Here is a 23861-nt window from a genome sequence, read left to right on the forward strand (position 1 = left end):
TGTTTCGGTGACCTCTGGCCGCTGCATCGAGTGGGTGTGCGCTCGTAGCGTTCTCGATGAAGCTGCAGAACCTATCGTCGCAGCACCGAGAGGAACCGATGAACATCGCATACACCACCGGACCCGTTGTGGTCGGAATCGACGGATCGACGGCCGCGCTCGATGCAGTCCGCTTTGCCGTCTGCGAGGCTCGCGGTCGCGGAACGTCTTTGCGTCTGGTGCACGTGATCCAACCCCACATTCAGCGCGAAACAGTGTACGGCGCACCCGACGTGGACGGTGACTACGCCCGCACCGTATTGGACCGTGCCGCGATCGTGGCGAAGACGAGCGATCCGACCGTCATCGTGGAAGCAGTCGTGCTGCAGGGCCGACCGGAGACGGTGATGCTGTCCGAAGCAGCATCTGCGTGCCTGACGGTGTTGGGTACGACTACCGAGAACTCCATAGCCGCATGGATTCTCGGATCCGTGGTGCATACCGTGGTCGAATGCTCGGCCCATCCCGTGGCGATCGTCCGTACCTTCGACGCCGAACGCGGCGGCGCAGTCGTCGCCGCATTGGGAGACGCGAAGGTCTCGGCAACAGATGTCGTCGTGGCGCAGGCATTTCGGGAAGCCGCTATACGCGGGGCCAACGTGTTGGCCGTGCACACCCAGAAGGTCTCGACCATTCTGGCCAGCGCCATCAGTGGTCCGGTCGACCATCTACACCCCGAATCGGCGATGGACGTCCGGCTGGAGCCCTTCGGTGCGGACTACCCCTCGGTACGCGTGGCGTCGCTCTACGCCGAGGCCGACTCGGGATCGGAGTTGATCGCGGTGTCCGACACCGCACAGCTGCTGGTGCTCGGCCACGAGCGCGATCGCGTTCCGGGAAATACATTGACCACCGTCCTGCGGCACGCAGAGTGCCCCGTCCTCGTCGTCCCGCACGCATGAGTACCTCCGGCTCGAAGGCGATCGTCGTCGGTGTCGACGGGTCCAGTTCGTCACTCGACGCGGTCGGCTGGGCTGCACGTGCGGCAGAGCTACGCTGCGCCCCGCTGAAGTTGGTGTCCGCGTATCAAGTCAAAGCGCTGTACACCAGCTTCGTCGCACTCCCATCCCACATCGGGTCCGAGGAGAAGGCAGCCGCAGAGTCGATTCTGGCATCGGCGTCGCTGGTGGCAAGGCGATCGGTCGAGAATCCGAACGCACTGACGATAACGACCGAATCGATTGTCGGACCGACCATTCAGTCCATGCTCGACGAGTCCTCGGATGCTTCGATGATGGTCGTCGGCTCGCGCGGCAACGGCGAGTACTTCGCCGAACTGCTCGGCTCGGTGAGCACGGCGGTCGCCGTGCAGGCGCAGTGCCCGGTTGCCATCGTGCCGGGAAGCGTCGAGTTGCACTCGGTGCGAAGACCGGTGGTCCTCGGAGTCGACGCGTCGGCGCACATCCAGAAGGCCGTCCGGTTGGCTTTCGAGGAAGCCTCGCTTCGAGGTACCGGACTGGTGGCAGTGCACGTGTCGACGGACCGACTCGTCTCGTCGCCCGACGCGTCCGCGACGGACAGGTTCGACGCGATCGAGTCCAACGGCCGAACAGTGTTGGCGGAGAGCCTGTCCGGCTGGAGCGAGCAGTATCCCGATGTGACGGTGGAACGAACCGTTCTGCACGGCAACATCGTCGAGAAGATACTCGAGGTGTCGCTGCGCGCGCAGGCTGTCGTCGTCGGATCGAGTGGACGCAGTGGCTTCAGCGGTCTGCTGCTCGGGTCCACCGTCAGATCCCTGGCCCACCGCGTCGACTGTCCGTTGATCGTCGCCCGCGGGTAACCGTTCTCGGTTCGATTGATTGTCGTTTCAGTGCCGCGGTCGTAACACTGTCGCCTCGATCGTCGCTGTCAGATGCCTTTGCCCACTTGCGGGCGTCAGCCGTCCCAACCGCACACTGTCGGCACTTCCGACCATCAACCAGGTCGACATCGTCAGAAACCATTCCGGGTCGACCTCCACCCTGAATTCGCCAGCTTCCTGCCCGCGGCGGATCAAGTGGCGCAAACGTCCTTCCGCAGCGGAGATCTGTTCCAGCAGTGCCGATTCGACATGTTCGGCCAGCGGCTGTAGCCCAAGCAGGCCGACCATCGGGCCGAGCTCCGCCAACTCGGACACGACCCGCGCCAGGGCCGCCGTCGGTGTGCCCCGGCCCGGGTCGGTCGCGTCGACAATGCCGACGAACGCCCGCACCGCGGCTTCGCACAGCTCCACCACCAACGCTTCCCGAGACGGGAAGCGGCGAAACAGCGTCGCACGGGAGACGCCGGCCGCGGCAGCCAACTCCTGCATCGACGCGGCGGGGAACAATGCAAGGTGTCTCGCTGCCGCAGCGGAAACGGCGTCGTCGAACACATCCGCCCCCTTGGGTCGCGTGGCTCGATCGCTGCTCATGGACCCATCCTACGCATATGAGACGTATGAGTCTCATATGCTCTACTATCGTCTCATGCTGACCGCTGGACTGCTCGCCACTATCGCTGGACTCGCCGCCGTGGACTCGCTCAACCCGGCCACCATCGCGGGCGTGACCTTGATTCTGCTCGCCCCGATCCGCCGCCCCGGTGTCACGGCCGGGGCGTCCGTCGCAGGTGCCTATGCAGTAGTCCTCGCCGTCGGTGCCGGACTGTACGTAGGAAGCGACGCGATAGGCGGTGTCGTAGAGTCCGGTGCGGCCTGGGTGCGTCGGATTGCCCTGCTCCTCGCCGCTGTGATCCTGCTGATCAGCGCGGTCAAGCGACTGCGTCCGCGGATTCGAGCCGCGGTGCGCCTTCCGCCGTGGTTCGGTCCGTGGACAGCGGCGCCGCTGGGGGTCGTCGCGACCGGCGCAGATCTACCGAACGCCTTCCCTTACCTGATCGCCATCGAACGACTCAACGCCGAAGAAGTCCCGGTCGGCACCGGTATCGCAGTGCTGGCGGTCTACGCGCTCGTGTACTGCATCCCGTGCCTGACCCTGCTCGGCGCGGGGCTGGTCTGGCGCGACCGCATCACCGCACGATTGCAGCGCGTGTACGACCGACTGGGCGGTGAGCGCCCGCAGCCACGATCGGTGCCGGTCGCAGCCGCTCTTGCGCTCCTTGCGTGCGCTGTCGGAACCGTGGCGTTCGTGATCTGACGCTCCGTTTCCAGAGCCGCTCATCGCACCGCGAACACAGTCACGACCACCGCCACTGCCGAATCTCGGGCATATCCTCGAAATGCTCCCGGATGTAGCCGTCGTGCCGGATCAGTTGGTCTTTGCAGAACTGTCGAAGCTCCGCACCACCGTTCGGTTCGCTCGACGCGCGATCGAGCGCTTCGAGAGCCAGGTGGTACCGACTGATCTTGTTCAGCACCACCATGTCGAACGGCGTTGTGGTGGTGCCCTGTTCGATGAAGCCGCGAACATGGAAACGCTGTGCGTTCGGGCGGCCGTGCAGCAACTGGTGCACGGCCCGCGGGTAGCCGTGAAACGCGAAGACCACATCGACCGCATCGGTGAACAGATCGACGAACTGTTCGTCGGAGAAGCCGTGCGGATGATCGACGACGGGCAGCAGTGCCATCAGATCGATGACGTTGACCACGCGCACCCGCAGGCCGGGCGTCCACGTACGAAGCAGGTCGGCCGCCGCGAGGGTTTCCTCGGTCGGCACGTCGCCGGCGCACGCCAACACGATCTCGGGATCGGTTGGTATATCGGTGTTCTCGGTACCGGTGTTCTCGGTACCGGCCCAGTCCCACCGCGATGCACCGGCTGCTGCATGCGCGCGAGCCTCGGTGAGCGTCAGATACTGGGGATGGCTCTGCTTGTCCACTACCAACACGTTGACGTGACCACGGCTGCGGAAGCAGTGGTCGGCGACGGCGAGCAGCGTATTCGAGTCGGGCGGGAGCCACACGCGCACGACCTCGGGGGCCAACGGAATCACCGCGTCGATCAGTCCGGGACCCTGGTGGCTGAAACCGTTGTGATCGTTGCGCCAGCATGTGCTGGTGAGCAACACGTTCAGTGACGCGACGGGCGCTCGCCAGGGGAGAGAGCTCGCATGCTGCAGCCACTTGGTGTGCTGGATCAACATCGATACGCTCACCATCGCGAATGCCTCGTAGCTGGCGAACAATCCGTGTCGACCCGACAGCAGGTACGCCTCGAGCCAGCCCTCACAGAGATGCTCGCTGAGGACCTCCATGACGCGGCCGTCGGGGGCCAGGTTGTCGTCGAACTCGGTGGTCGGTAGCTGCCAGCATCGATCGGTCGCCTCGAACACGGCCTGGAGTCGGTTGCTGGCGGTTTCGTCTGGGCAGAACAGGCGAAAGTTACCGCCGCCGTGGGGGTGTGCGTTGTCGAGGTAGATGTCGCGCATCATCTCTCCGAGTACGGTGGTCGTCTCGTGCGAGGTGCGCCCCGGGGATTCGACGGTGAGTGCGTAGTTCTCGAGCTCTCGAATGACCAAGGGCTGCAACAGGAGGCCGCCGTTGGCATGGGGGGTGGACCCGAGCCTCTGGTCACCCGTGGGGGAGAGCTCGCGGATGGATTGCAGTGGGGTGCCGTTGTCGTCGAAGAGGGATCGCGGATCGTACGAGAGCAGCCACTTCTCGAGCTGCGCCAGATGCGACGGATTCTCACGAACACCGGACAGCGGCACCTGATGGGCCCAGTGGGTGCCCTCGATCAGCTTGCCGTCGACCTCGTGTGGTCCGGTCCACCCCTTCGGGGTGCGCAGCACGATTGCAGGCCACTCGATGCCGTGGTGCGGTTCGCCGGCGCGGGCCGCACGTTGGATTCTCTCGATCGTGTCGTGCGCGCTGGTGAGAGCAAATTCCAAGGCCGGGAACACCTCTCGCGGATCCTCCCCCTCGACGAAGATCGGTGCCCAGCCCTGACCACCGAGATAGTCGGCAATTGCCTGGTCGGTGCTGCGCCCGAGTACGGTCGGACCGGAGATTTTGGCGTCGTTGAGATGCAGAATGGGCAACACTGCGCCGTCACGAATCGGATTGAGAAAGGCCGGGATCTTCCACGAGCCCGACAGCGGACCGGTTTCGGCCTCACCGTCGCCGACGACACAGGCGACCACCAGGTCGGGGTTGTCGAATGCGGCACCCGCGGCGTGGATCAGCGCATAGCCCAGTTCGCCGCCCTCGTGGATGCTGCCGGGGGTCTGCACGCTCACATGGCTCGGAATGCCTCCGGGAGTGGAGAATTGCCGACACAGACGACGCACACCGTCGTGGTCGAGTGAGATGTTCGGATAGATCTCGCTGTACGTGCCTTCGAGGTAGGTGTTCGCGACCAGTGCGGGGCCGCCGTGGCCGGGACCGGTGACGTAGAGCCAGTCCGTACCGGTTCGGCAGATGAGACGATTGATCAGCGTGTAGATCATCGACAGCCCGGGACTGGTGCCCCAATGCCCGAGCAGACGGGGCTTGATATCTGCGACCTCCAGGGGGCGTCGCAGCAACACGTTGTCCTGCAGATAGATCTGGGCGACCGTCAGATAGTTCGCGGCAGCCCAGTAGCGTAGATCTGCATCCAACTCGTCCGGGCTGTAGTCCGTTTCGAGCGACAGGGCGGTCATCGTTCGGTGGGAACGACAACGACGGGGGCATCGACGGAGTGGACCACCGCGCGTGCGGTCGACCCGAGGAGCAGTGACGCGAAACCGCCTCTGCCCCTGCTACCCACAACGACCAACTGGGCCATCTCGGATGCGTGCAGCAGTTCTCTGACCGGCCTGTCCTGAACCACCACTCGCTGGATCACGACATCCGGGTAGTCGGCCGACCATCCGGCCAGGCTCTCGGCCAATGACGTTCGTTCGGCGAAGTCGGAGTTCGCCCACGGACCATCGTCGTCGCGAGTCAGGACGCTGCCGAGCTCCAAGTCGCTCCATGCGTGCACCGCGACGAGGTCGACGCCTCGCAGTGACGCTTCCTTCAACGCGAATCCGATGGCAGGCTGGCTACTGGAGGTGCAGTCCACTCCGACGATGATCGGACCGTCGACGACGCCGCCAGGTTTGATCACCGCGACGGGACATGTGGCATGTGCGAGAACGGCACTGCCGACCGACCCCATCAGTCCGCCGGTGAATTCGCCGAGTCCCCTCGAACCGAGGACGATCATGGCAGGCTTCACCTCGAGATTGGTGAGGACCCGGGCGGCGGAGCCGTGCTCGAGGCGGGTCTCGAGCTGGAGTGGTTGCCCGTCCAATGCGCTGCGCACCACGTCGGTTGCCTCGGTCAACACCCGCTTGGCCTCGACGTCGGGATCGGAGAATGCACCCACCCGAAGGCCGACGGCGTCACCGTAGGTTCCGGGCGCGAACAGAGACGACGTAATCACCTCGAGCGATGTGTGACGTCGAAGTGCCTCGTGCGTTGCCCAACGGACCGCGTCGAACGATGTGGCAGATCCGTCGACTCCGACAACGACTCGGCTCGATGCATTCATGTGTAATCCCGTCCATTGACTGTCGTGTGCGGATACACGACGAGCATTGCCCGGAGCGGACCATCGCCGACAGAGGCGGAAGTCCTTCGGTGGTCGGCGGAAGTCCCAGCCCGCTACCCCTAGGGGGTATCTATTGCTATCGTCGGTGACATGCATTCAGTGATCCGACGCAGTCGCCCGGGCTTTGCCTCGGTGACCGGATTGCTGATCGCACTCACGATCTTCGGGGTGTTGCTGATGCACTCGGTGACACCGACCATGTCGGCAAGCAGCGAACACGCAGCCATGGCGTCGATATCTCACCACGAGGATCCGGTTCAGGTGGGTGCCGCTGAGCCCGACTGCCCGTCCGCACATCAGATGATGCATCCCTGCGCGGGAACCACGGTGTCGTGGCCTGCGCTGTCGGTCGCATCGACGAGCGTCGATGGTGTCCACCCGTTCATGTCGGAGGGCGGTGTCGGCGGACGCACCGATTCCATCTCGGAGCGTGCGCCGCCGTGGACACTCTGGGAGTTGGACAGATCGGTGACCTTGCGAGTGTGACAGGGAGCCCGGTGGGCACGCGTCCATCGGCGGATCGACAGACATCCACCCCTGTTTTCGTCACTTGTGCAAGGAGATTCACATGCGTACCAAACTGGTCGCTGCGCTGGCTACCGCCACCGTGAGCGCATTCCTCGTCGTCGGTTGTAGTAGCGACAGCTCGTCGGACTCGGCGACGGCGGGGAGTTCATCCTCGTCCGCCTCGTCATCAGCATCGGCGAACGCGTCGGCGGAGTTCAACGATGCCGATGTGATGTTCGCGCAGATGATGTACCCGCATCACGAGCAGGCGGTCGAGATGGCCGCGATGGCCGAGGGCCGCACCGACAACCCCGACATCCTGACGTTGGCGTCGGCGATAGAAGCCGCGCAGCAACCGGAAATGGACCGGATGACGGCATGGCTCGCCGAATGGGGTCAGCCCGCACCCTCGTCCGACATGGGTGAGATGAGCGGAATGGACCACAGCTCGGGCATGGGCATGATGTCCCAACAGGACATGGATGCGTTGACTGCTCTGTCGGGTGCGGAGTTCGACCGTCAGTGGTTGACGATGATGATTGCCCATCACACCGGCGCGATCGAGATGGCGAACGTCGAAATCGCGGACGGCTCAAACGCGGACGCACAGGAGATGGCCCGCACGATCGTGGCCACGCAGCAGCAGGAAGTCGACACCATGCGGGCGTTGCTCGGCTGATCTGCATCGACACCAAAGGCCGCACCCTCTCATCGGGGGTGCGGCACTGGCGTCGCGATGGGCCTGCTCGAGTACGCTGAACACTCGGAGAATCCTTCTCCGCAGGTCGGTCCGAGGGAGAACGTTCAGATGGCACGTCCACGTGTTCTGGTGCTCGGCGGCGGGTTCGGCGGACTTCATGCCGCGCGACGTCTGCGCAACGAGGAGGTCGATGTGACCGTGCTCGAGCGAGGTACCTCCCACGTCTTTCAGCCGTTGCTCTATCAGTGCGCCACCGGCCTGGTGTCCGAGGGCTCGATCGCCAGCCCCCTACGACACCTGCTGCGCAAACAGAAGAACGTGTATGTGGCACTGGGCGAAGCGACGTCCGTTACCGCCGTCGGCGACGGCGGAGTGGTGACGGCCAGTCGATTCGACGGGTCGACCTTCGAGCTGCCCTACGATTACCTCGTCGTCGCGGTCGGAATGCAGCAGGCCTATCACGGCCACGACGAATACGTGCAGTGGGCGCCGGGCATGAAGACCCTCGACGACGCCCTCGCAATCAGGCGAAAGTTGATCTCCGCCTTCGAGATGGCAGAATCCCTCCCCACCGCCGAGGAGCGTCGGCCGTGGCTCACCTTCGCCGTCGCCGGGGGAGGCCCGACGGGCGTCGAACTTGCCGGCCAGATACGGGAACTCGCCACCAGAGCGTTGGCGAAGGAGTTCGATTCGATCCACCCGTCCGAAGCTCGGGTGCTCCTCTTTCACGGCGGCGACCGCGTACTCGAAACGTTCCCGGACTCGTTGACGAAGAAGGCGCAGCGCACCCTCGACACCGTCGGTGTGGAAACACATCTCGGGGTTCACGTCACTGATGTCACGGCCACCGACGTCGAAGTGACGGCCAAGGCCGAACCGAAGACGGTCACTCGCTACGACACTCACACAGTGCTGTGGACCGCAGGCGTGGAAGCTGTTCCGTTCGTGAAGCAACTCGCCGACGCGATGGGCGTGGAGCAGGACCGATCGGGACGCATCGCCGTGCAGCCCGACCTGTCGATCCCGGGACACCGGAACGTCTTCGTCGTCGGAGACATCATGTCGCTGAACAAGCTCGCCGGAGTGGCAGAAGTCGCGATGCAGGGTGGTAAAGCTGCGGGCGCTGCGATCGCGGCCGACGTATCCGGTTCTGCGCGTTCGGATTTCAAGTACCGCGACCTCGGCACCGCGGCCTACATCGCGCGCGGACACGCGCTGGTACAGGCCGGGCCGCTGAAGATGTCGGGATTCCTGGGCTGGGTATCGTGGGGCGTCATCCACATCGCGTTCCTGGCCGGCAACCGCAATCGCGTCGGGACGCTGATCAACTGGGCCGCAACCCTGGCCACCGGAACCAGACGCGAACGCGCCATCACCTATGGCGACCCGGCAACGGCGCGCAAGCCGTACAACTAGGGGGACCCCATGGTTCAGGATCGACGCCGATCGGCGGGATTCCGCGACCGGGCGACGATGCTGAACAACCAGGTGCGGGTCAGCCGATGCCGGGGATGAAGCCGGGGTAGACGAAGTGCCCTGGGCCGCCGCCGGGGAGCAGTTGGCCCGTCGAACCCGGGTAGTTCATGTTCAACAGAATCAGCTTGTGCGGGTTGCCATTCGAGTCGGCTTGCCAGCAAGAGCCCAGCACGCCGTGGAAACCGGTGCAGACGATGCGAGTGCTGTTTCCGTACGGCGAAGTCAGACGGTTCTTGCTGACGAACGGATTCCAGTAGTCCGGGTCCTGAGGCGTCAGGAATCCGGTGACGTCCTGCGGAGCCGTCGGGCTCGGATACGGCGGCGGAGTGGGCCACTCGTCGGCATTGGCGGTACCCGTTCCGAGGGCGGCGGCACCGGCTACGACAGCCGCGGTGACAGCGATACGACGAAACATTCGATGCACTCCTCTACGTGTTCGGCCCCCAATAGACCACAGACACCCGTCCCGTGGGAACACATCTACATCTGACAACCATGACGGCGACGGATCGCTACGGGCCTGTGGCGGCAACGATGTGCAGGGTGGGCCTACACCGAGACCGGTCGGTGATCGTCGTCGTGGCCTGTCGTTTCGCGATTCGCATGGGCAATCCGGAGCATCACGATCGGGTGTCGGATTCTTCCGGTCCATGACTCCACGGTCGGTTGCTCGAGGTAACGTCACCTCATCTTCGGCCGATGTAGAAACTCGACCGGTGTAACTCGACGAAAAGGTGAAACAGCGTGCCACGATCTCGACGACACGGCTTCCGGCGAATCGGTTCGGCTACGGCCGTCGCCCTCGCAGTGGCGATTCTTCCGACCGCGCTGATGACGCCCGTCGCGTCGGCGGACGAACTTCCCGCAGCGACGACCCAGTCGAGCAACGGATCCCGCATCGAGTCGGTGAACACTCTCGACAACAAGCAGGTCCAGTTGGAGGTCTTCTCCGCGTCGATGAACCGCACCATTCCGGTCACGGTGCAGCGGCCCGCCGACGAGAGCGTGTCGCGTCCGGTGCTGTACCTGCTCAACGGTGCAGGCGGCGGCGAGGATGCCGCTTCGTGGCAGTCGCAGACCGACGCCGAGGCCTTCTTGTCGGACAAGAACGCCTGGATCGTGACCCCGCAGAAGGGGAAGTGGGCGTACTACACCGACTGGCTGAAGGACGATCCGAAGCTCGGTAGCAACAAGTGGAGCACCTTCCTCGGCGAAGAACTGCCCCCGCTGATCGACGCGCAGTTCGACACCAACGGGCGCCAGTCGCTCGCGGCGCTGTCCATGACCGGCACCTCCGTGCTGAACCTCGCCATCAAGTACCCGGGCAAGTTCACCGGCGTCGCGGCATACAGTGGCTGCGCACAGACCTCGGACCCGATCGGCCAGCAGTTCGTCAAGCTCGTCGTCGAGACGTACGGCGGCGGCAACGTCGAGAACATGTGGGGACCGCTCGACGGGCCCGTGTGGCGCGAGAACGACCCACTGCTCAACGCAGAGAAGCTCCGCGGCACGCAGATCTACATGAGCACCGGTAGCGGCCTGCCTGGCATTCCGAACGACACCTACGCCAACCCGCGCTTGAACAACGACCCGGCGACTCTCGCCAACCAGGTCATCGTCGGTGGCGGTATCGAGGTGGCCACCAACTTCTGCACGTCGAACCTGGCGAAGCGTCTGGACCAGCTCGGAATCCCGGCCACCGTCGACTTCCGTCCGGTCGGCAACCACTCCTGGGGTTACTGGCAGGACGACCTGCACAAGTCCTGGCCGTTCCTGGCGGGATCGCTCGGTATCTGATCTTCGCAGAGCACGACATCGGCCCCTCGCACATCACGTGCGAGGGGCCGATGTTCGTTTCCGGGTGTGTAGATCGAAGCCGTAATCGAACGTATGATCGAACGATGGCACGGCGCGCGCAACCTCGACCGGCGTCCGCCGTGCGCCCCTTCAAGTTGCTTCGACCGCCACTGAAGGTGTGGATCGACCTGAACATCCTCTACCCACTGCCGCCACACCACGCGTCGAAGTTCAACCCCGAAGGATTCGATGTTCGACGCGTTGTGCCGGGCGATCTGGTGGAATGGTCCATCACCGTGGACGGCGACTGGCTTGGCCGAGTCACGTACGAGCTGATGTCACGCGATCGCTGTGAAACCGTCACGCACTGGGTGCCCAGCCGGGCGCTCAAGCCGCTCTAGAGACAACAAAGCCCCGCCTCGAACGACAAGGCGGGGCTTTCGTGTATTCACCTTCAGAAGCTGTGCTTGCGTGCCTTCTTGGCAAGCTTGCGGGTGGTGCGCTTCGACGGAACGAACAGGTGCGCGGCGCTGCGGCGACGGTTGCGTCGACGAATCAGTACGAACGCGACGGCACCGGCTGCGGCGGCAATGGCGGCTATGACCGGAGTGCCGACCTTCGCGGCCTGGGCCACATCGTCGCTGTCGATGTTGCGAACCGTGTTCTTGACGTCGCCGGCGACGGCGGAGGCCTTGTCGGTGACCTGGGAGGCCTTCTCCTTCACGTCGTCGACATCGACGTTCTGAACCTTGTCCTTGACGGTGTTCTTGACATCCTCTGCCACGTCAGCGGCCTTGTCTGCGACGTCGGCGGCTGCATGCTTGGCCTCCTTGGCGGCATCGGCTGCGGTGTCGGCAACGTTCTCGGCCGCGTCGGACACGGAGTCCGCAGCCTGGTGGGTGTTGGCCTTGGCCTGATCCGTTGCACCCTCGGCGCGGAGGCTGTCGTCACCGGTGGCCTCGCCGACCTTCTCCTTCGCAGTCCCGGCCAGTTCCTCTGCCTTGTGCTGAGCCTTGTCGATGAAGTCGGCCATCGGTGCGTACCTCTTTCGTGTAGGTAATCTCCGGCAAACCCGGAGCTGGGGGCGTCGCTTACAACGCCGATAAGTATGAGTCGAAATCGACGCTCCGAAACATACGTCCGACGAGGCGTGTTTCGGGTCATTATCGGCGGGCAGGCTCGAGGCCGACTTCGTCCCCTTGACCGTGGGCATCCCAGGTAGCCGACGGGCACCTATGTCTTCGATCGGAGCCTGCGCGTTCGGCGGGCAGCGCGCGCTGTTCCCGACGCGTAGGCCGTCGAGACCGAACGTCGGTCGAAGTCCAAGCCGGAACCGCGCGATGTAAGCAAGATCAGGGCGATGACTCCTGCGGCCCCGACCACCACGGGAGTCATCAGGTACTGATTTCGAGCGCGCTGGAGGCGCATCCAATGAGCCCATGGGTCGTTCCGCAGGCTCCACTCTTGGCGGCGGTCATGAGGTTCATGGCAGTTCCTGTCTTCGAGGTTCTATGAACGTTGCCATTGACATAGCCATTCGTCAATGGCACATTGTGTGATGTAGGTCGCGGTCTTCTGCTCGATCGGTCGAATCGCGAAGGTGCTCGGTGAGACAGCGAGGCATGACGTGACGGCAAGTCCGGGTCGATGGCCAGAGGCCGACAGTTCGGTCGAAAATTTCGAGGACGTGCTCATCATCGGTGCCGGCATATCGGGCGTCGGCGCGGCGTATCGACTGCAGCACATGGCACCGGAGCTGAGCTATGCGATCCTCGAAGGTCGCGAGCGACCAGGCGGAACCTGGGACCTGTTCCGATACCCCGGAATACGTTCGGACAGCGACATTTTCACCTTTTCGTTCCCGCACACCCCGTGGCGGGGAGACACGCTGCTCGCTCATGGTGAGGACATCCGTAACTACATCGTCGATACCGTCTACGGCAACGGAATCGACGAGCACACACACTTCTCGACCTCGGTCAGGGCAGCGAACTGGGATTCGTCGACGGACCTGTGGACTGTCGAGACGTTGTCGGACGGCGTTCCGAAGACTTACCGCAGCCGCTTCGTATTCCTGTGTACCGGCTATTTCGACTATTCGGGCGGGTACACCCCCGACCTTCCCGGGCTCGACGAGTTCAGCGGACAGGTGGTGCACCCGCAGCAGTGGCCCGAGGACCTCGACCACTCCGGCAAGCGGGTCGTCGTGGTCGGGAGTGGCGCAACTGCAATCACATTGGTGCCGACGCTTGCGGCCGACGCCGCATCGGTGACGATGCTGCAGCGTTCACCGACCTACATCGCATCACTACCGATGACCGATCCGTTCACCACGATCACTCAGCGCGTACTACCGGACGCACTTGCTCACAGTGCGCTGCGATGGCGAAATGCACTGTTGATGGTCGGCTCGTATCAACTGTGCCGACGTGCACCGAAAACTGCTCGCTTGGTGTTCCGCACCATGACGAAAGCTCAACTGCCGCAGGGGTACGACGTCGACAAGCACTTCAAACCGACGTACGCCCCGTGGGATCAGCGCCTGTGCGTCGTGCCCGACGGCGATCTGTTCAAGGCCATCCGCTCCGGTCGCGCGACCGTGGTGACCGACCGAATTGCCAGGGTGACCGCCGACGGCATCCTGCTGGAATCGGGCGACGAGATCCCCGCCGACATCATTGTCACCGCAACGGGCTTGAAGCTGCAGGCATTCGGCGGCATCGAGCTCTCGCTCGACGGAAAGCGATTCGATGCGCACGACAAGTTCGTCTACAAGGGGCACATGCTCGAAGATGTGCCCAACGTCGCCTGGTGCATCGGGTACACGAATGCATCGTGGACGCTCAAGGCCGACATGACGGCCCAGGCAGTGGCAAAACTGCTTTTGTACATGCGCACTCACGGCTACACCCATGCGATTCCCGACCGGGCAGGCAAGCCCGTGGAATCTCGGCCGGTCGTCGACCTCGCATCGGGATACGTCACCCGCTCGCTCGACGAGCTACCGAAATCGGGGACCGAACGGCCCTGGTCGGTGCGCCAGAACTATATTCTCGACAGAATCGATGCGCGGTTCGACGATCTGACCGAATCGATGACGTTCGGGCGGACCGTGCCTGCGACGGTGGCCGGCCCCGCATCGGTAGACGCTCGCACCGGGTAGACGAGAAGAGATTGGATCGCAATGACTTTCGAGATCGACGGTCCCGCGCTGGCGCACACCATCCGCGGTGAGGGACCGACTCTGGTGCTGATCCACGGCATAGTTCACCGGCAACACGCGTGGGACAGTGTCATCGAGACACTGGCGCGGCACCGGCGAGTGGTGACGGTGGATCTGCCCGGCCACGGCGATTCACCGGAACTGCCCACCGAAGCATTCGATCTCGGTCCCTGGATCGTGGCCGAACTGGAGCGCTTTCTCGAGCATGTTGCCGTTGACGGCGAGAAGCCGCACGTGGCCGGGAATTCGCTGGGCGGATACTTCGCACTCGAACTCGCTGCCCGCGGGTCGGTCGCCTCGGCCACCGCACTCTCGCCGGCCGGCTTCTTCCGCGGCCACTGGGATCAGACGCGGGCGCTGCTGGTGTTTCGTTTGCTGCGGGCCTTGTCGCGAGTCATCAGCCCGATCGCGCCCGCAATCATGCGTTCGGTCCTCGGACGCACTGTCGCCAACGGCGTGTTCTACGCCAAGCCGTGGCGAGTTCCCGCGGAGACGGCCACGATCGACGCACTCAGCATCACCACCAACCGCGCGATCGACGCAGCCGGAAATGCAGTGCCGCGCTTCAGCATTCCGGTCGACAAGACGGTTCCCGTCACCGTCGCGTGGGGCCGTCGCGACTTGGTTCTTCCGGTGTATCAGGCACCGCTGGTGCGTCGAACCTTTCCGCAGGCCGAAGTGACGACGTACCCGGGGCTCGGGCACGTCCCGATGTCGGACGATCCCGAGCTGGTGGCGTCGATTCTGCTGAGGGGATCACGAGCGGTATCTCAGTCGGCATGAGCGTGGCGGTCAAGGTCGACGGGCGAAGCGACCGGTGGCGCGATCACAGAATCACCCGGCGACGTGAACTGCTCGATCGCACACTGGCAGCGATTCGTGAGCACGGACACGACGTGGGTATGGATGCCATCGCCGCAGCGAATGGCGTCTCGAAAACCGTTCTGTACAAACACTTCGCGGACAAGAAGGGTCTCGCCGACGCTGCGATGGCTCGATACGTCGAGACTGCACTGGTGCCGCGGATTCAGGACGCGATCTCCGAGGACCTCGACGAGTACCAGCTCACCCGGGCGGTGATCTGTGCCTATGTCACGACGGTCGCCACCGATCCCGACATCTACATCTACGTCCACGCCAACAATGCCGTCAGTGGCAATCAGGACATCATCACTGCGGCGGAGGGGCTGATCGCAGACTTGCTGGCCACCGTTATCGCCGACAGATTTCGAGAACGGCAGTTCTCGACGGCCGGCTCGATGCCCATCGCTTTCGCCATGATCGGCGCGGTCCGGTTGGCGTCACACTGGTGGATCTTCGATCGAACCATGGCGGCCGACGAACTCGTCGACTACCTCACCATGATGGTCTGGGGCGGAATCGCAGGAATAGCGCGCGCTGCGGGATCGGTCGCGACCTTCACCTCGGAGACTCACTCGTTGACGCTCGAGGGCTGAGCGCCCTCCTCCGGCATCAGCGGTCGAACACCGCACGCACGGTTGTGGAATCGGGCACGGACTGGCAGGCCAATCGGACGCCGTGCTGGAGTTCGTGCTCGTCGAGCGTCTCGTTGGCGAGCATTGTCACGGTGCCCTCGGTGAGCGTGAATGCGCAACCGCCGCAGCTTCCTTCGCGGCACACGTACGGAGGGTCGAGACCGAGCTCGAGGAGTCGGTCGAGCAGCTTGGTGTCCGCATTCCAGGCGAACTCTGTCTCCGTTCCGTCGATCTCGACCTGTGCGGTGACGGAGTTGGCATCCGTCTCGTGGGACAATGCAGTGTCGGCGGTCCGAAATGGATTGGAGTCGAAGGAGGAAAACACCTCGCGATGTGTTCTGTGAGCCGTGGTGCCGGTGCGGGAGAGCCACTCCTCGGCGACGTTCATGTATTGCGTTGGCCCGCACAGGAAGGCCTCGCAGTCGGCCGGAATTGCCGCGCCCATCGAGGCCAGTCCGGCAGCGGTGGGCAACCCCGAGTCGGAGGTGTACCAGTGGTGCACCTCGAGTCGTTCGGGGAAGCGAGACTGCAATTCGGTCAGTCGTTCCGCGAAGATCACCGAGTCGGGATTCTGATTGGCGTACACGAGGGTGATCCGGTTGTCGTGCCGCAACAGGGCGGTGTCGAGGATCGACATCATCGGGGTGATTCCGCTGCCGGCCGCCATGAGGACGTAGTCGACGTCCCAGTTCTCGGGACCGAACATGCCCGACGGCTTCAGCGCCTTGAGTCGCATTCCGCGAACGGCATTGTTGTGCAACCAGTGTGACGCCAACCCGTCCTGGATTCGCTTCACGGTCACGGTGGGGTACCGGTCATGTACCGGGGAGCTGGAGAAGGAGTAGCAGCGGGCCACCGAGCCGCCGTCGGTGCACGGAATCTCTAGGGTGAGAAATTGCCCCGGCTCGTACCGGAGGTGCGCTTCTCGGTGCTCGGGGATCGCAAAGCCGAGGGAGATCGCATCCTCGGTTTCACGGGTCACCTCGGCGATCTCCAGCTCGAAGATCCCGTTCTCTGTACCGATGGCAGACGCATCGAGGTCTGCCGGTGCCGCGCTCCTGAACATCGTCACGTGTGCTCGCTCCCTTGCGCTTTCGGTGTCGAACGACACTGTCGCACACTTCGCCACCAATTAATAGTCCATTGACAAATGGCGAATAGCGGTTGAAGGTGATGACGTGACTTCGACCACCGACGACGACCACCTGCCTCGCGGCGCATTCAGTGCCGCGTCTCGGCGAACCCGTCTGGCTGCCTTGATGACTCGGCTGACTCTGCGCCCGATCACGAACCTGCTTCCGACGTCCAGCAGGGGTATCGAGTTCTCCCGACGCCTCGTCGCTACCTCGATGAACCTGTTCGGACCCGTCCCCAAGGGTGCGAGAGTGGACCTCGTGGCCGACGGCCCGGTGCGTGGCGAGTGGGTGCGTGCGCCCGGCCTGACACCGGGGCCACGCGTGATTCTCTACATCCATGGCAGCGCCTACGTCATCTGCTCGGCGCGGACGCATCGTGGTCTCACAGCGAGGTTGTCCAGGTCCACGGGTCTGCCGGTGTTCACGGTGGACTATCGGCTCGCCCCGGAACACCCGTTTCCCGCCGCGGCCGACGACCTCGAAGCCGCATACCGCTGGCTGCTCGGTCAGGGGTACGACGCAGCAGACATCGTCATCGCCGGGGACTCGGCCGGCGGCCACCTGGCTGCAGACCTGCTCATCGAGAACGACCGAACCAGCACGCCGCAACCGGGAGCGATGGTGCTGTTCTCACCGCTGATCGATCTCGACTTCGAGCTCTCGGCCCGGATGGAGCGCACTCGCAAGGACCCGATGATTTCAGCGAAGGCAGCGCGAGGACTGGTCTTGCTCTACACCGACGGCCACGACTCGAGCCTCCCGCGACTACGGCTCGATCTCGGACGTGTGCGAGAGCTGCCACCGACGCTGATCCAGGTGGGCGGAGCCGAAATGCTGCGGGGTGATGCGCGGCACCTGCACGCCATGATCGAGACGGGAGGCGGACGAAGCGAACTCGAGGTCTGGCCCGATCAGATGCACGTGTTCCACGCTCTCCCGAGGTTGATACCCGAGGCCGAGAAGGCGCTCGAGCATGCAGCCGAGTTCATCACCCATGCGCTCGACAACCAAGTCGTTCAAAATGATTCGAAGGAACAGGTGAGCTGATGAGAAGCAAGGCCGAAAGACCCTCGTACGGGTCGAGAGCGGTAGTGACCGGTGCAGGCAGCGGCATCGGCCGGGCGTTCGCACTCGAACTGGCACGGCGTGGAGGAACCGTCATGTGCGCCGACATCTCGTTGTCGCGGGCGCAAGAGACCGTCGCGATGGTGAACGCACTCGGGGCCATTGGATACGCCGTCGAATGCGATGTGTCGATACGCGAGAACGTCGAGGAACTGGCGCTGCGTGCCGGCATCGAATTCGACGGTCCCACTACGGTGCTCATCAACAACGCAGGCGTCGGCATCGGCGGAAAGCCCGTCGGCAACATCGGTTTCGAGGACTGGAACTGGGCCTTGGGAATCAACCTGTGGGGTGTGATCCACGGCTGCGAGGTGTTCACGCCTGGGGTTCGGGCCGCCGGTGAGGGCGGGATCATCAACGTCGCGTCCGCCGCAGGCTTTGCCGCTGCGCCGCTGATGGGTCCGTACAACGTCGGCAAGGCCGCAGTGATGAGCCTGTCGGAAACGATGGCGGCGGAATTCTCGGGTACCGGTGTGCGGGTGTCGGTCCTGTGTCCCACGTTCGTCAAGACCAACGTTGCCGTCGACGGCCGGATCACCGCGAGTTCGTCCCGGCTGGCCGAGTTCGCGATGCGCTGGACCGGACGGTCTCCCGACAAGATCGCTGCCCGAACGCTCGACGCCTTCGATCGAGGCCGGCTCTACGTCGTGCCCCAGTTCGACGCCAAAGCCGTCTGGCGATTCAAGAGACTGCTGCCCGCCGTGTACGTGCGCTTTCTCGGATTGCTCAATCGTGTGATGCCCGCCGACCAGCAGCCGGCGAAGAACGAATCACTCACCTCGACAACCACAGGAGCCTGACATGGCAATGGATTTCGAAGACATGTTGACCAAGATCAAGGACCGTCAGTGGGCATTGGCCGACATCGATTGGGACGGCCCGGGAGCCGAGACCATCAGCCCCGAACTGCACGCCAAACTCAAGCCCTTCATGTCCGATCTGATGTGGATCGAGAACGTGGGCGCTCGCGGATTCGCGGCGATGGCGCTCAAGGCTCCGAACGAGACGCTGGCAGAGATCTACCGCTACTTCCACGCCGAAGAACAGAAGCACGCCAACGCCGAGCTCGCGCTCATGCGGCGCTGGGGCATGCTCGACGGCGATCAGATGCCCGAGCCGAACATCAACGTCAAGCTCGTCATCGACTGGCTCGACAAGCATTCCGACGGGCTGTCTCTGACCGTGCTGGGCACCGTCATACCGATGCTCGAGGTGGCGCTGGACGGCGCGCTGGTGAAGTTCATCATGGACGAGATCGACGATCCGGTGTGTCAGGCAGTGTTCAAGAAGATCAACTCCGACGAATCTCGCCATCTGGCGGTCGATTTCGCGGTCATCGAATTGCTCGGGCATTCCCGGATGCGCAAGCTGGTGGTCGAGACCATCGGTGCGTGGATGAATCCGGCCCTCATAGTCGGATTGCTGCGATACATCCCACTGCTGAACAAGATGCGCGACAACATCGTCGAGATGGGTGTCGACGAGGAGCGGCTCTACACCGCGATGAAGCGATTCCGCAGTGTGGGGGAGCGTAGCCCCGAGGCGCTTCGCGTGCCGATGTATCGATTTGTGCAGTGGCACAGCAGCATCGTCATCAACCGCAAGCACCCGTACCACCGCCTCGCGGACGGCCTGGTGAAGCTCACTCGCCGGTACCCGACCAAGACTCTCAATTCCGAGCCCACCTGGGCCAAGGAACTGACTTACGAGCCCGTCGCATGAGCGAGTTCGACGTGCGCGAAGGTGTACTAGACGCCGTGATCGTCGGTGCGGGATTCGCTGGAATCGGTACCGCTATCCGACTGCGCAACAGTGGAATCGAGAACTTCGCCATCCTCGAACGCGGCAGCGCCGTCGGCGGAACCTGGCGCGACAACACCTATCCGGGCGCAGCCTGCGACATACCGTCGAGGTTGTATTCGTACAGTTTCGCGCCCAATCCCAACTGGTCTCACACCTACTCCGGTAGCGGTGAGATTCTCGACTACATCCACACGATGGTGGGTGAGTTCGACATAGAGTCGCGTATTCGATTCGGACACAACGTAGTCGACATAACCTGGAACGAGGCGGCCGGGCATTGGCACCTGAGCATCGACGGGTGCGCCGATGTTCGGGCGCGCACGGTGGTGATGGCGTCGGGTCCACTTGCCAATGCGAGCCTGCCGAACATTCGCGGCATCGACACCTACGAGGGGCACAAGATCCACAGTGCTCGGTGGGATCACGACTACGACTTCGAGGGTAAGAAGGTCGCGGTCGTGGGAACCGGGGCGAGCGCGGTGCAGATCGTTCCCGAACTGGTGAAGATCGCCGATACGGTCAAGGTGTTCCAACGCACGCCGGGTTGGACGCTGCCCAGAATCAATCGAAAGGTGCAGGCAGGCACCAAGCGTCGATACGCCCGGTACCCGCAGACGCAGACCCTGGCGCGTTCGCTGTGGTTCTGGGGGCACGAGTCCGTTGCCCTCGGTGTCGTGTGGAAGACCCCGTTGACGCGCATCGTCGAACTGGTCGGGCGCGCGCATCTGCGTCAGCAAGTTCGCGATCCGTGGCTGCGGCGACAGCTGACACCTCGGTTCCGGGCCGGGTGCAAGCGACTGTTGATGACCAGCGACTACTACCCGGCCCTGCAGAAGCCGAACTGCACGTTGGTGACCTGGCCGATCGCGACGTTCTCGCCCAAAGGCATTCGGACCGTGGAAGGCGTCGAGCATCAGTTCGATGCCATCGTCTTTGCGACGGGGTTCGACGTGTCCAACACCGGGACCCCCATTCCGATCACCGGACGCGACAGCCGTGTGCTGGCCGACGAATGGAGCGCGGGAGCCAAGGCGTACAAGAGTATTGCGGTCTCGGGCTATCCGAACATGTACTTCACCTTCGGCCCCAACTCCGGCCCGGGGCACAGTTCGGCGTTGGTGTACATGGAGGCGCAGATCGACTACATCGTCGAGGCGATCTCTCTGGTTCTCGACGGAGATCTGCACAGTGCCGATGTGCGCCAGGACGTCCAGGATGCCTACAACGCGGACATGCAGCGCAAGCTGACCAAGACGACCTGGAATTCCGGTTGCAGCAGTTGGTATCTCACCGAGGACGGCTTCAATGCCACCATGTTCCCGGGTTTCGCCACCCAGTACGTCAACCAACTCACAGGTGTCGAACAGGGCGACTTCACCATGGTTCCGCGCCGCGTCGACCTGCCGCGGGAACCGGCACGGGCCGTCGCCCACTCCTGAATCGCTCGAAAGCACGCTTGTCGTTGCGATGACGTTCGGATCCGGCTCCCCCTTCTGCCGCGTGGTCGACGTATATCCTGAGGGTCGACGCGCGGCGGAGGGAGGGAGCTCGGTGGAATATCGAATCGACGACTTGGCCCGAGAGGCCAAGACGACCACTCGCAACGTGCGGGCGTACCAAGAACGAGGCCTCCTTCCGCCGCCCACGCTCCGAGGACGAGTCGGTATCTACGGTGACGATCACCTGACTCGGTTGAAAGTGATCGACTCGCTGCTCCAACGGGGTTTCACCTCGGCCCACATCGCGGACTTCCTCTCGGGTTGGGAGCAGGGCAAGGACCTGGAGGAAATCCTTGGCCTGCAGGAAATCGTGACTCGCAAGTGGTCCTCCGCCGAGACCACGGTCATTCCCGTCGAATTGATCGCTCAATTTCTCGGTGAGGACAACGACGAGATCGTTGCCCGACTGATCGAGGCGAAACTGATCGTGATCGACGGGGATCAGGCCGAGATCCTCGACCCCACTCTCCTCGAGGTGTTCGTCGATCTGAGCCAGTACGGCTTCACCCTCGAACAACTGCTCGACCAGCACGAGCGAACCGCCTCGAAGATGAACGCCATTGCCGAGTCGATGGTGGGGAGCGTGACCGACCACCTGATCGCGCAACACGGTCCGGGTTGGCTTCCAGAGTCGGGGGAGGTGGCCGAGACGACCGAGATGTTCGAGAAGATGCGCAGCCTGGCGATGAAATCTGCGCAGGCAGAGCTGGCTCGCGCCCTCGACCGCGTGCAGGAACAGGCGCTGAGTGACTATCTGTCGCAGACGCTGTCCAGCCGGAACGACTGACGGTGGTTTGAAGACTGCGACAATCGGACATACCTGGCACCCGACAGCCGAACGGCGGCTGACCGCCTAAGGGGGCACCATGAGGTTCGTAACGTTGATCGTTCTCGTCTGGCTGATCATCGGCGCATTCGCGTCGTACCAGCGCGGAGATTTCGAGAGCGCACCCGACAACTGCGCAGGCGCGGGCACCATCGCCCTGACCGTTGTCGCAGGACCGCTCAACTACTTCGGCGTCAACCCCGAGGTCACCGATTGCAACGTCACGGTCCCGCAACCGAGTGAGTGATTCGAGTCTCTGACCGCGCGTACACGGAACACCTTCCCTAACCTGGTGAGGTGTTCCGTGGACGCTTGTTGCTGCTTCTCGCCTTCGCGATCCCGGTTGTATTGGTGTCGCTGGTGGGCGTCGGCGGATACGTCGCGTTCACCAAAGCCCGAGTCGATCCGCTGACCACCGCCGATGCCATTGTGGTACTTGGCGGCGAGCACGACGGCCGCGAGGCCTACGGCATTTCTCTTGCCCAGCAGGGTCTGGCGAAGACGGTGGTGCTGTCCGATCCCTACGGAGCCGGCGACCCCACCATGAAGAAGTACTGCGCGGCTTCCACGACGGAGTTCGAGGTGTTGTGTATTCCGCCGTTGCCGTCGACCACACGCGGTGAGGCGATGTTCACCGAGGATCTTGCCCGCGAGCGCGGGTGGAACCACGTCGTCGTCGTCACGTGGCGCTACCACCTACCCCGCGCCCGGTACATATTCGACCAGTGCTTCGACGGCACCGTCACGATGCGTCCGACGCCACGCGCCTACGACTTCTCCCTCGTCGAGTGGGAGTTCACGTACCTCTACCAGATAGCGGGGTTCGTCAAGGCCGGCGCGCAGGGGTCGTGCGAGAACTCGGCGAGCGACTGAGCCAGGTGCGGTGTCAGACGATCTTGTAGTAGAGCGTGACGCCTGACTTCCAGGCCAGGAATCCGAACATCGCCGCAGCAATACCTCCCACGACATTCGCGACGAAAAAGGTTGCCGCGCTCCGATACCGACGCCGTCGGGCGAGTCCGATCGTGACCGATGCCAGTGCCGCCATCGGAGCCACCGAGGCCAGGAAGCCGACGCCGATCGCAGATCGCAGAGCGTCCGGTGGATCGATCGCGAACACCAGCCCCAGCGCTGCACTTGCCGTCAGATTCACCGCGGACAACCGGCGGTGAGACGTGATCGCGAACGAGAACACGAACTGGAGGAGTGCTGCCAGTCCGCCGCCGACGGCCACAAGAACGATGGTCGTCATCGGCTGCCCGGTTTTGTGGCAGGAGTGGAGCCTGCGGAACGACTCGGTCTTGTTATCGCTGCCCCGATGGCCATGGCGATCAACGCGACCACGGGAGTGGCCACGAGGTAGACCACCGAATTCCATGCACCGCGGTGCGTCACCGCCTGGAGCGCGTACAGGCCGAAGGTGGTGAACCCGCATGCCAGCCCGAACACTCCGGCTCGGGCAACCGGGGCCGATCGTCCCGACAGATAACCCAGGGCGGCTCCGACGACAAGGCAACCGAACACATCGACGCCGAATGTGCTCATCAACAGCCACCGCGGCGTCACGCGCCACGTCCAGACCTCGTACCGCATCGCCGCGCCGACTGCACCGCCGACAGTGACCGCGAGGTACTCACCGATCGATCGACGACGGTCCGCGCCCTGCAGTCCCTCGATCACCGAAGCGAGCCTAATGGGAGTCGGGCAACTCGGCCGAGCGAAGACAGTCGGCCG

Annotated in this window: 27 protein-coding genes; 18 read left to right on the plus strand and 9 right to left on the minus strand. The window is 63.7% G+C overall.

All coding sequences use genetic code 11. The annotated features are described in order from the left end of the window. Window positions 1-98 precede the first annotated feature (98 nt). Window positions 99-941: a universal stress protein gene (locus tag QM797_RS06380; protein ID WP_283274366.1), complete on the plus strand. Its 843-nt coding sequence runs from the start codon at window positions 99-101 to the stop codon at window positions 939-941. Next, window positions 938-1822, plus strand: a complete 885-nt coding sequence (locus tag QM797_RS06385) for a universal stress protein (protein WP_283274367.1) — start codon at window positions 938-940, stop codon at window positions 1820-1822. The genes QM797_RS06380 and QM797_RS06385 overlap by 4 nt, the downstream gene beginning before the upstream one ends. Before the next feature lie 27 nt (window positions 1823-1849). Here the strand turns inward: QM797_RS06385 and QM797_RS06390 are convergent, their stop codons facing one another. Beyond that, window positions 1850-2434 (minus strand): TetR/AcrR family transcriptional regulator, encoded by a 585-nt coding sequence (locus tag QM797_RS06390; RefSeq protein WP_283274368.1) that lies wholly within the window; start codon window positions 2432-2434, stop codon window positions 1850-1852. 55 nt (window positions 2435-2489) lie between these two features. On the opposite strand from QM797_RS06390, the gene QM797_RS06395 reads away from it, so the two are divergent. Continuing rightward, entirely contained in the window at window positions 2490-3158 is a 669-nt protein-coding gene (locus QM797_RS06395) for a GAP family protein (protein WP_283274369.1), read from the plus strand. A gap of 40 nt (window positions 3159-3198) precedes the next feature. Here the strand turns inward: QM797_RS06395 and QM797_RS06400 are convergent, their stop codons facing one another. Next, window positions 3199-5604: a phosphoketolase family protein gene (locus tag QM797_RS06400; protein ID WP_283274370.1), complete on the minus strand. Its 2406-nt coding sequence runs from the start codon at window positions 5602-5604 to the stop codon at window positions 3199-3201. Further along, window positions 5601-6479, minus strand: a complete 879-nt coding sequence (locus QM797_RS06405) for a universal stress protein (RefSeq protein ID WP_283274371.1) — start codon at window positions 6477-6479, stop codon at window positions 5601-5603. The genes QM797_RS06400 and QM797_RS06405 overlap by 4 nt, the downstream gene beginning before the upstream one ends. Before the next feature lie 150 nt (window positions 6480-6629). Between QM797_RS06405 and QM797_RS06410 the strand changes: the two genes are divergently transcribed. The 3 genes from QM797_RS06410 (at window position 6630) to QM797_RS06420 (ending at window position 9162) form a co-directional block, all read left to right on the plus strand. Continuing rightward, window positions 6630-7025 (plus strand): DUF6153 family protein, encoded by a 396-nt coding sequence (locus tag QM797_RS06410; RefSeq protein WP_283274372.1) that lies wholly within the window; start codon window positions 6630-6632, stop codon window positions 7023-7025. Between the two features lie 82 nt (window positions 7026-7107). Continuing rightward, window positions 7108-7725 (plus strand): DUF305 domain-containing protein, encoded by a 618-nt coding sequence (locus QM797_RS06415; protein WP_283274373.1) that lies wholly within the window; start codon window positions 7108-7110, stop codon window positions 7723-7725. A 129-nt stretch (window positions 7726-7854) separates the two neighbouring features. Then, entirely contained in the window at window positions 7855-9162 is a 1308-nt protein-coding gene (locus QM797_RS06420) for an NAD(P)/FAD-dependent oxidoreductase (protein WP_283274374.1), read from the plus strand. 79 nt (window positions 9163-9241) lie between these two features. Here QM797_RS06420 and QM797_RS06425 read toward each other — a convergent pair whose 3' ends face one another. Further along, window positions 9242-9637 carry a hypothetical protein gene (locus QM797_RS06425; protein ID WP_283274375.1) on the minus strand — a complete coding sequence of 132 codons (396 nt, stop codon included), beginning with the start codon at window positions 9635-9637 and terminating at the stop codon, window positions 9242-9244. Window positions 9638-10053: 416 nt separating this feature from the next. Between QM797_RS06425 and QM797_RS06430 the strand changes: the two genes are divergently transcribed. Both QM797_RS06430 and QM797_RS06435 read left to right on the plus strand, forming a co-directional pair. After that, window positions 10054-11019 (plus strand): alpha/beta hydrolase, encoded by a 966-nt coding sequence (locus QM797_RS06430; RefSeq protein WP_502942295.1) that lies wholly within the window; start codon window positions 10054-10056, stop codon window positions 11017-11019. A 104-nt stretch (window positions 11020-11123) separates the two neighbouring features. Continuing rightward, window positions 11124-11420 (plus strand): hypothetical protein, encoded by a 297-nt coding sequence (locus tag QM797_RS06435; protein WP_283274377.1) that lies wholly within the window; start codon window positions 11124-11126, stop codon window positions 11418-11420. 53 nt (window positions 11421-11473) lie between these two features. Here QM797_RS06435 and QM797_RS26225 read toward each other — a convergent pair whose 3' ends face one another. Beyond that, the gene (locus tag QM797_RS26225; protein ID WP_349307183.1) at window positions 11474-12052 is read right to left on the minus strand and encodes a CsbD family protein; all 579 of its coding nucleotides are present in this window, start codon (window positions 12050-12052) and stop codon (window positions 11474-11476) included. 200 nt (window positions 12053-12252) lie between these two features. After that, window positions 12253-12447, minus strand: coding sequence for a hypothetical protein (locus tag QM797_RS06445; protein ID WP_283274378.1), 195 nt, complete (start codon window positions 12445-12447; stop codon window positions 12253-12255). A 199-nt stretch (window positions 12448-12646) separates the two neighbouring features. Here QM797_RS06445 and QM797_RS06450 point away from each other — a divergent pair, with 199 nt between their 5' ends. The 3 genes from QM797_RS06450 to QM797_RS06460 are packed head-to-tail and all read left to right on the plus strand — an operon-like array spanning window position 12647 to window position 15699. Continuing rightward, the gene (locus QM797_RS06450) at window positions 12647-14182 is read left to right on the plus strand and encodes a flavin-containing monooxygenase (RefSeq protein ID WP_283274381.1); all 1536 of its coding nucleotides are present in this window, start codon (window positions 12647-12649) and stop codon (window positions 14180-14182) included. Window positions 14183-14203: 21 nt separating this feature from the next. Continuing rightward, entirely contained in the window at window positions 14204-15025 is an 822-nt protein-coding gene (locus tag QM797_RS06455; protein WP_283274382.1) for an alpha/beta fold hydrolase, read from the plus strand. Beyond that, complete coding sequence (locus tag QM797_RS06460; RefSeq protein WP_283274383.1) at window positions 15022-15699, plus strand: TetR/AcrR family transcriptional regulator; 678 nt, start codon at window positions 15022-15024, stop codon at window positions 15697-15699. The genes QM797_RS06455 and QM797_RS06460 overlap by 4 nt, the downstream gene beginning before the upstream one ends. Before the next feature lie 16 nt (window positions 15700-15715). On the opposite strand, the gene QM797_RS06465 is transcribed toward QM797_RS06460, so the two are convergent. Beyond that, complete coding sequence (locus QM797_RS06465) at window positions 15716-16804, minus strand: ferredoxin--NADP reductase (protein ID WP_283275301.1); 1089 nt, start codon at window positions 16802-16804, stop codon at window positions 15716-15718. 112 nt (window positions 16805-16916) lie between these two features. Here QM797_RS06465 and QM797_RS06470 point away from each other — a divergent pair, with 112 nt between their 5' ends. From QM797_RS06470 to QM797_RS06500, 7 genes are all read left to right on the plus strand, one after another. Beyond that, the gene (locus tag QM797_RS06470) at window positions 16917-17921 is read left to right on the plus strand and encodes an alpha/beta hydrolase (RefSeq protein ID WP_283274384.1); all 1005 of its coding nucleotides are present in this window, start codon (window positions 16917-16919) and stop codon (window positions 17919-17921) included. Then, window positions 17921-18799, plus strand: a complete 879-nt coding sequence (locus QM797_RS06475; protein ID WP_283274385.1) for an SDR family NAD(P)-dependent oxidoreductase — start codon at window positions 17921-17923, stop codon at window positions 18797-18799. Before QM797_RS06470 ends, QM797_RS06475 begins: the two co-directional genes overlap by 1 nt. Before the next feature lies 1 nt (window position 18800). Continuing rightward, entirely contained in the window at window positions 18801-19721 is a 921-nt protein-coding gene (locus QM797_RS06480; protein WP_283274386.1) for a ferritin-like domain-containing protein, read from the plus strand. Beyond that, window positions 19718-21241 (plus strand): flavin-containing monooxygenase, encoded by a 1524-nt coding sequence (locus QM797_RS06485; protein ID WP_283274387.1) that lies wholly within the window; start codon window positions 19718-19720, stop codon window positions 21239-21241. Before QM797_RS06480 ends, QM797_RS06485 begins: the two co-directional genes overlap by 4 nt. 112 nt (window positions 21242-21353) lie before the next feature. Then, window positions 21354-22088: a MerR family transcriptional regulator gene (locus QM797_RS06490; protein WP_283274388.1), complete on the plus strand. Its 735-nt coding sequence runs from the start codon at window positions 21354-21356 to the stop codon at window positions 22086-22088. Between the two features lie 79 nt (window positions 22089-22167). After that, on the plus strand, window positions 22168-22374 hold the full coding sequence (locus QM797_RS06495) for a hypothetical protein (RefSeq protein WP_032376182.1): 207 nt from the start codon (window positions 22168-22170) through the stop codon (window positions 22372-22374). A 50-nt stretch (window positions 22375-22424) separates the two neighbouring features. Further along, a complete protein-coding gene (locus QM797_RS06500; RefSeq protein ID WP_283274389.1) occupies window positions 22425-23000 on the plus strand; it encodes a YdcF family protein in 576 nt (191 codons plus the stop codon). Between the two features lie 13 nt (window positions 23001-23013). On the opposite strand, the gene QM797_RS06505 is transcribed toward QM797_RS06500, so the two are convergent. Both QM797_RS06505 and QM797_RS06510 read right to left on the minus strand, forming a co-directional pair. Continuing rightward, window positions 23014-23379, minus strand: a complete 366-nt coding sequence (locus QM797_RS06505; RefSeq protein ID WP_283274390.1) for a CrcB family protein — start codon at window positions 23377-23379, stop codon at window positions 23014-23016. Further along, entirely contained in the window at window positions 23376-23807 is a 432-nt protein-coding gene (locus QM797_RS06510) for a FluC/FEX family fluoride channel (protein ID WP_283274391.1), read from the minus strand. Before QM797_RS06510 ends, QM797_RS06505 begins: the two co-directional genes overlap by 4 nt. Window positions 23808-23861 lie beyond the last annotated feature (54 nt).

The sequence above is a fragment of the Rhodococcus sp. IEGM 1381 genome, from assembly GCF_030056795.1.
Lineage (GTDB): Bacteria > Actinomycetota > Actinomycetes > Mycobacteriales > Mycobacteriaceae > Rhodococcoides.

What these genes read in the sequence shown, in the direction of transcription:
- QM797_RS06380 (WP_283274366.1), top strand. Translation starts at nt 99, where the DNA reads ATGAACATCGCATACACCACCGGACCCGTTGTGGTCGGAATCGACGGA.
- QM797_RS06385 (WP_283274367.1), top strand. Translation starts at nt 938, where the DNA reads ATGAGTACCTCCGGCTCGAAGGCGATCGTCGTCGGTGTCGACGGGTCC.
- QM797_RS06390 (WP_283274368.1), bottom strand. Translation starts at nt 2,434, where the DNA reads ATGAGCAGCGATCGAGCCACGCGACCCAAGGGGGCGGATGTGTTCGAC.
- QM797_RS06395 (WP_283274369.1), top strand. Translation starts at nt 2,490, where the DNA reads ATGCTGACCGCTGGACTGCTCGCCACTATCGCTGGACTCGCCGCCGTG.
- QM797_RS06400 (WP_283274370.1), bottom strand. Translation starts at nt 5,604, where the DNA reads ATGACCGCCCTGTCGCTCGAAACGGACTACAGCCCGGACGAGTTGGAT.
- QM797_RS06405 (WP_283274371.1), bottom strand. Translation starts at nt 6,479, where the DNA reads ATGAATGCATCGAGCCGAGTCGTTGTCGGAGTCGACGGATCTGCCACA.
- QM797_RS06410 (WP_283274372.1), top strand. Translation starts at nt 6,630, where the DNA reads ATGCATTCAGTGATCCGACGCAGTCGCCCGGGCTTTGCCTCGGTGACC.
- QM797_RS06415 (WP_283274373.1), top strand. Translation starts at nt 7,108, where the DNA reads ATGCGTACCAAACTGGTCGCTGCGCTGGCTACCGCCACCGTGAGCGCA.
- QM797_RS06420 (WP_283274374.1), top strand. Translation starts at nt 7,855, where the DNA reads ATGGCACGTCCACGTGTTCTGGTGCTCGGCGGCGGGTTCGGCGGACTT.
- QM797_RS06425 (WP_283274375.1), bottom strand. Translation starts at nt 9,637, where the DNA reads ATGTTTCGTCGTATCGCTGTCACCGCGGCTGTCGTAGCCGGTGCCGCC.
- QM797_RS06430 (WP_502942295.1), top strand. Translation starts at nt 10,054, where the DNA reads ATGACGCCCGTCGCGTCGGCGGACGAACTTCCCGCAGCGACGACCCAG.
- QM797_RS06435 (WP_283274377.1), top strand. Translation starts at nt 11,124, where the DNA reads ATGGCACGGCGCGCGCAACCTCGACCGGCGTCCGCCGTGCGCCCCTTC.
- QM797_RS26225 (WP_349307183.1), bottom strand. Translation starts at nt 12,052, where the DNA reads ATGGCCGACTTCATCGACAAGGCTCAGCACAAGGCAGAGGAACTGGCC.
- QM797_RS06445 (WP_283274378.1), bottom strand. Translation starts at nt 12,447, where the DNA reads ATGCGCCTCCAGCGCGCTCGAAATCAGTACCTGATGACTCCCGTGGTG.
- QM797_RS06455 (WP_283274382.1), top strand. Translation starts at nt 14,204, where the DNA reads ATGACTTTCGAGATCGACGGTCCCGCGCTGGCGCACACCATCCGCGGT.
- QM797_RS06460 (WP_283274383.1), top strand. Translation starts at nt 15,022, where the DNA reads ATGAGCGTGGCGGTCAAGGTCGACGGGCGAAGCGACCGGTGGCGCGAT.
- QM797_RS06465 (WP_283275301.1), bottom strand. Translation starts at nt 16,804, where the DNA reads ATGTTCAGGAGCGCGGCACCGGCAGACCTCGATGCGTCTGCCATCGGT.
- QM797_RS06475 (WP_283274385.1), top strand. Translation starts at nt 17,921, where the DNA reads ATGAGAAGCAAGGCCGAAAGACCCTCGTACGGGTCGAGAGCGGTAGTG.
- QM797_RS06480 (WP_283274386.1), top strand. Translation starts at nt 18,801, where the DNA reads ATGGCAATGGATTTCGAAGACATGTTGACCAAGATCAAGGACCGTCAG.
- QM797_RS06485 (WP_283274387.1), top strand. Translation starts at nt 19,718, where the DNA reads ATGAGCGAGTTCGACGTGCGCGAAGGTGTACTAGACGCCGTGATCGTC.
- QM797_RS06495 (WP_032376182.1), top strand. Translation starts at nt 22,168, where the DNA reads ATGAGGTTCGTAACGTTGATCGTTCTCGTCTGGCTGATCATCGGCGCA.
- QM797_RS06505 (WP_283274390.1), bottom strand. Translation starts at nt 23,379, where the DNA reads ATGACGACCATCGTTCTTGTGGCCGTCGGCGGCGGACTGGCAGCACTC.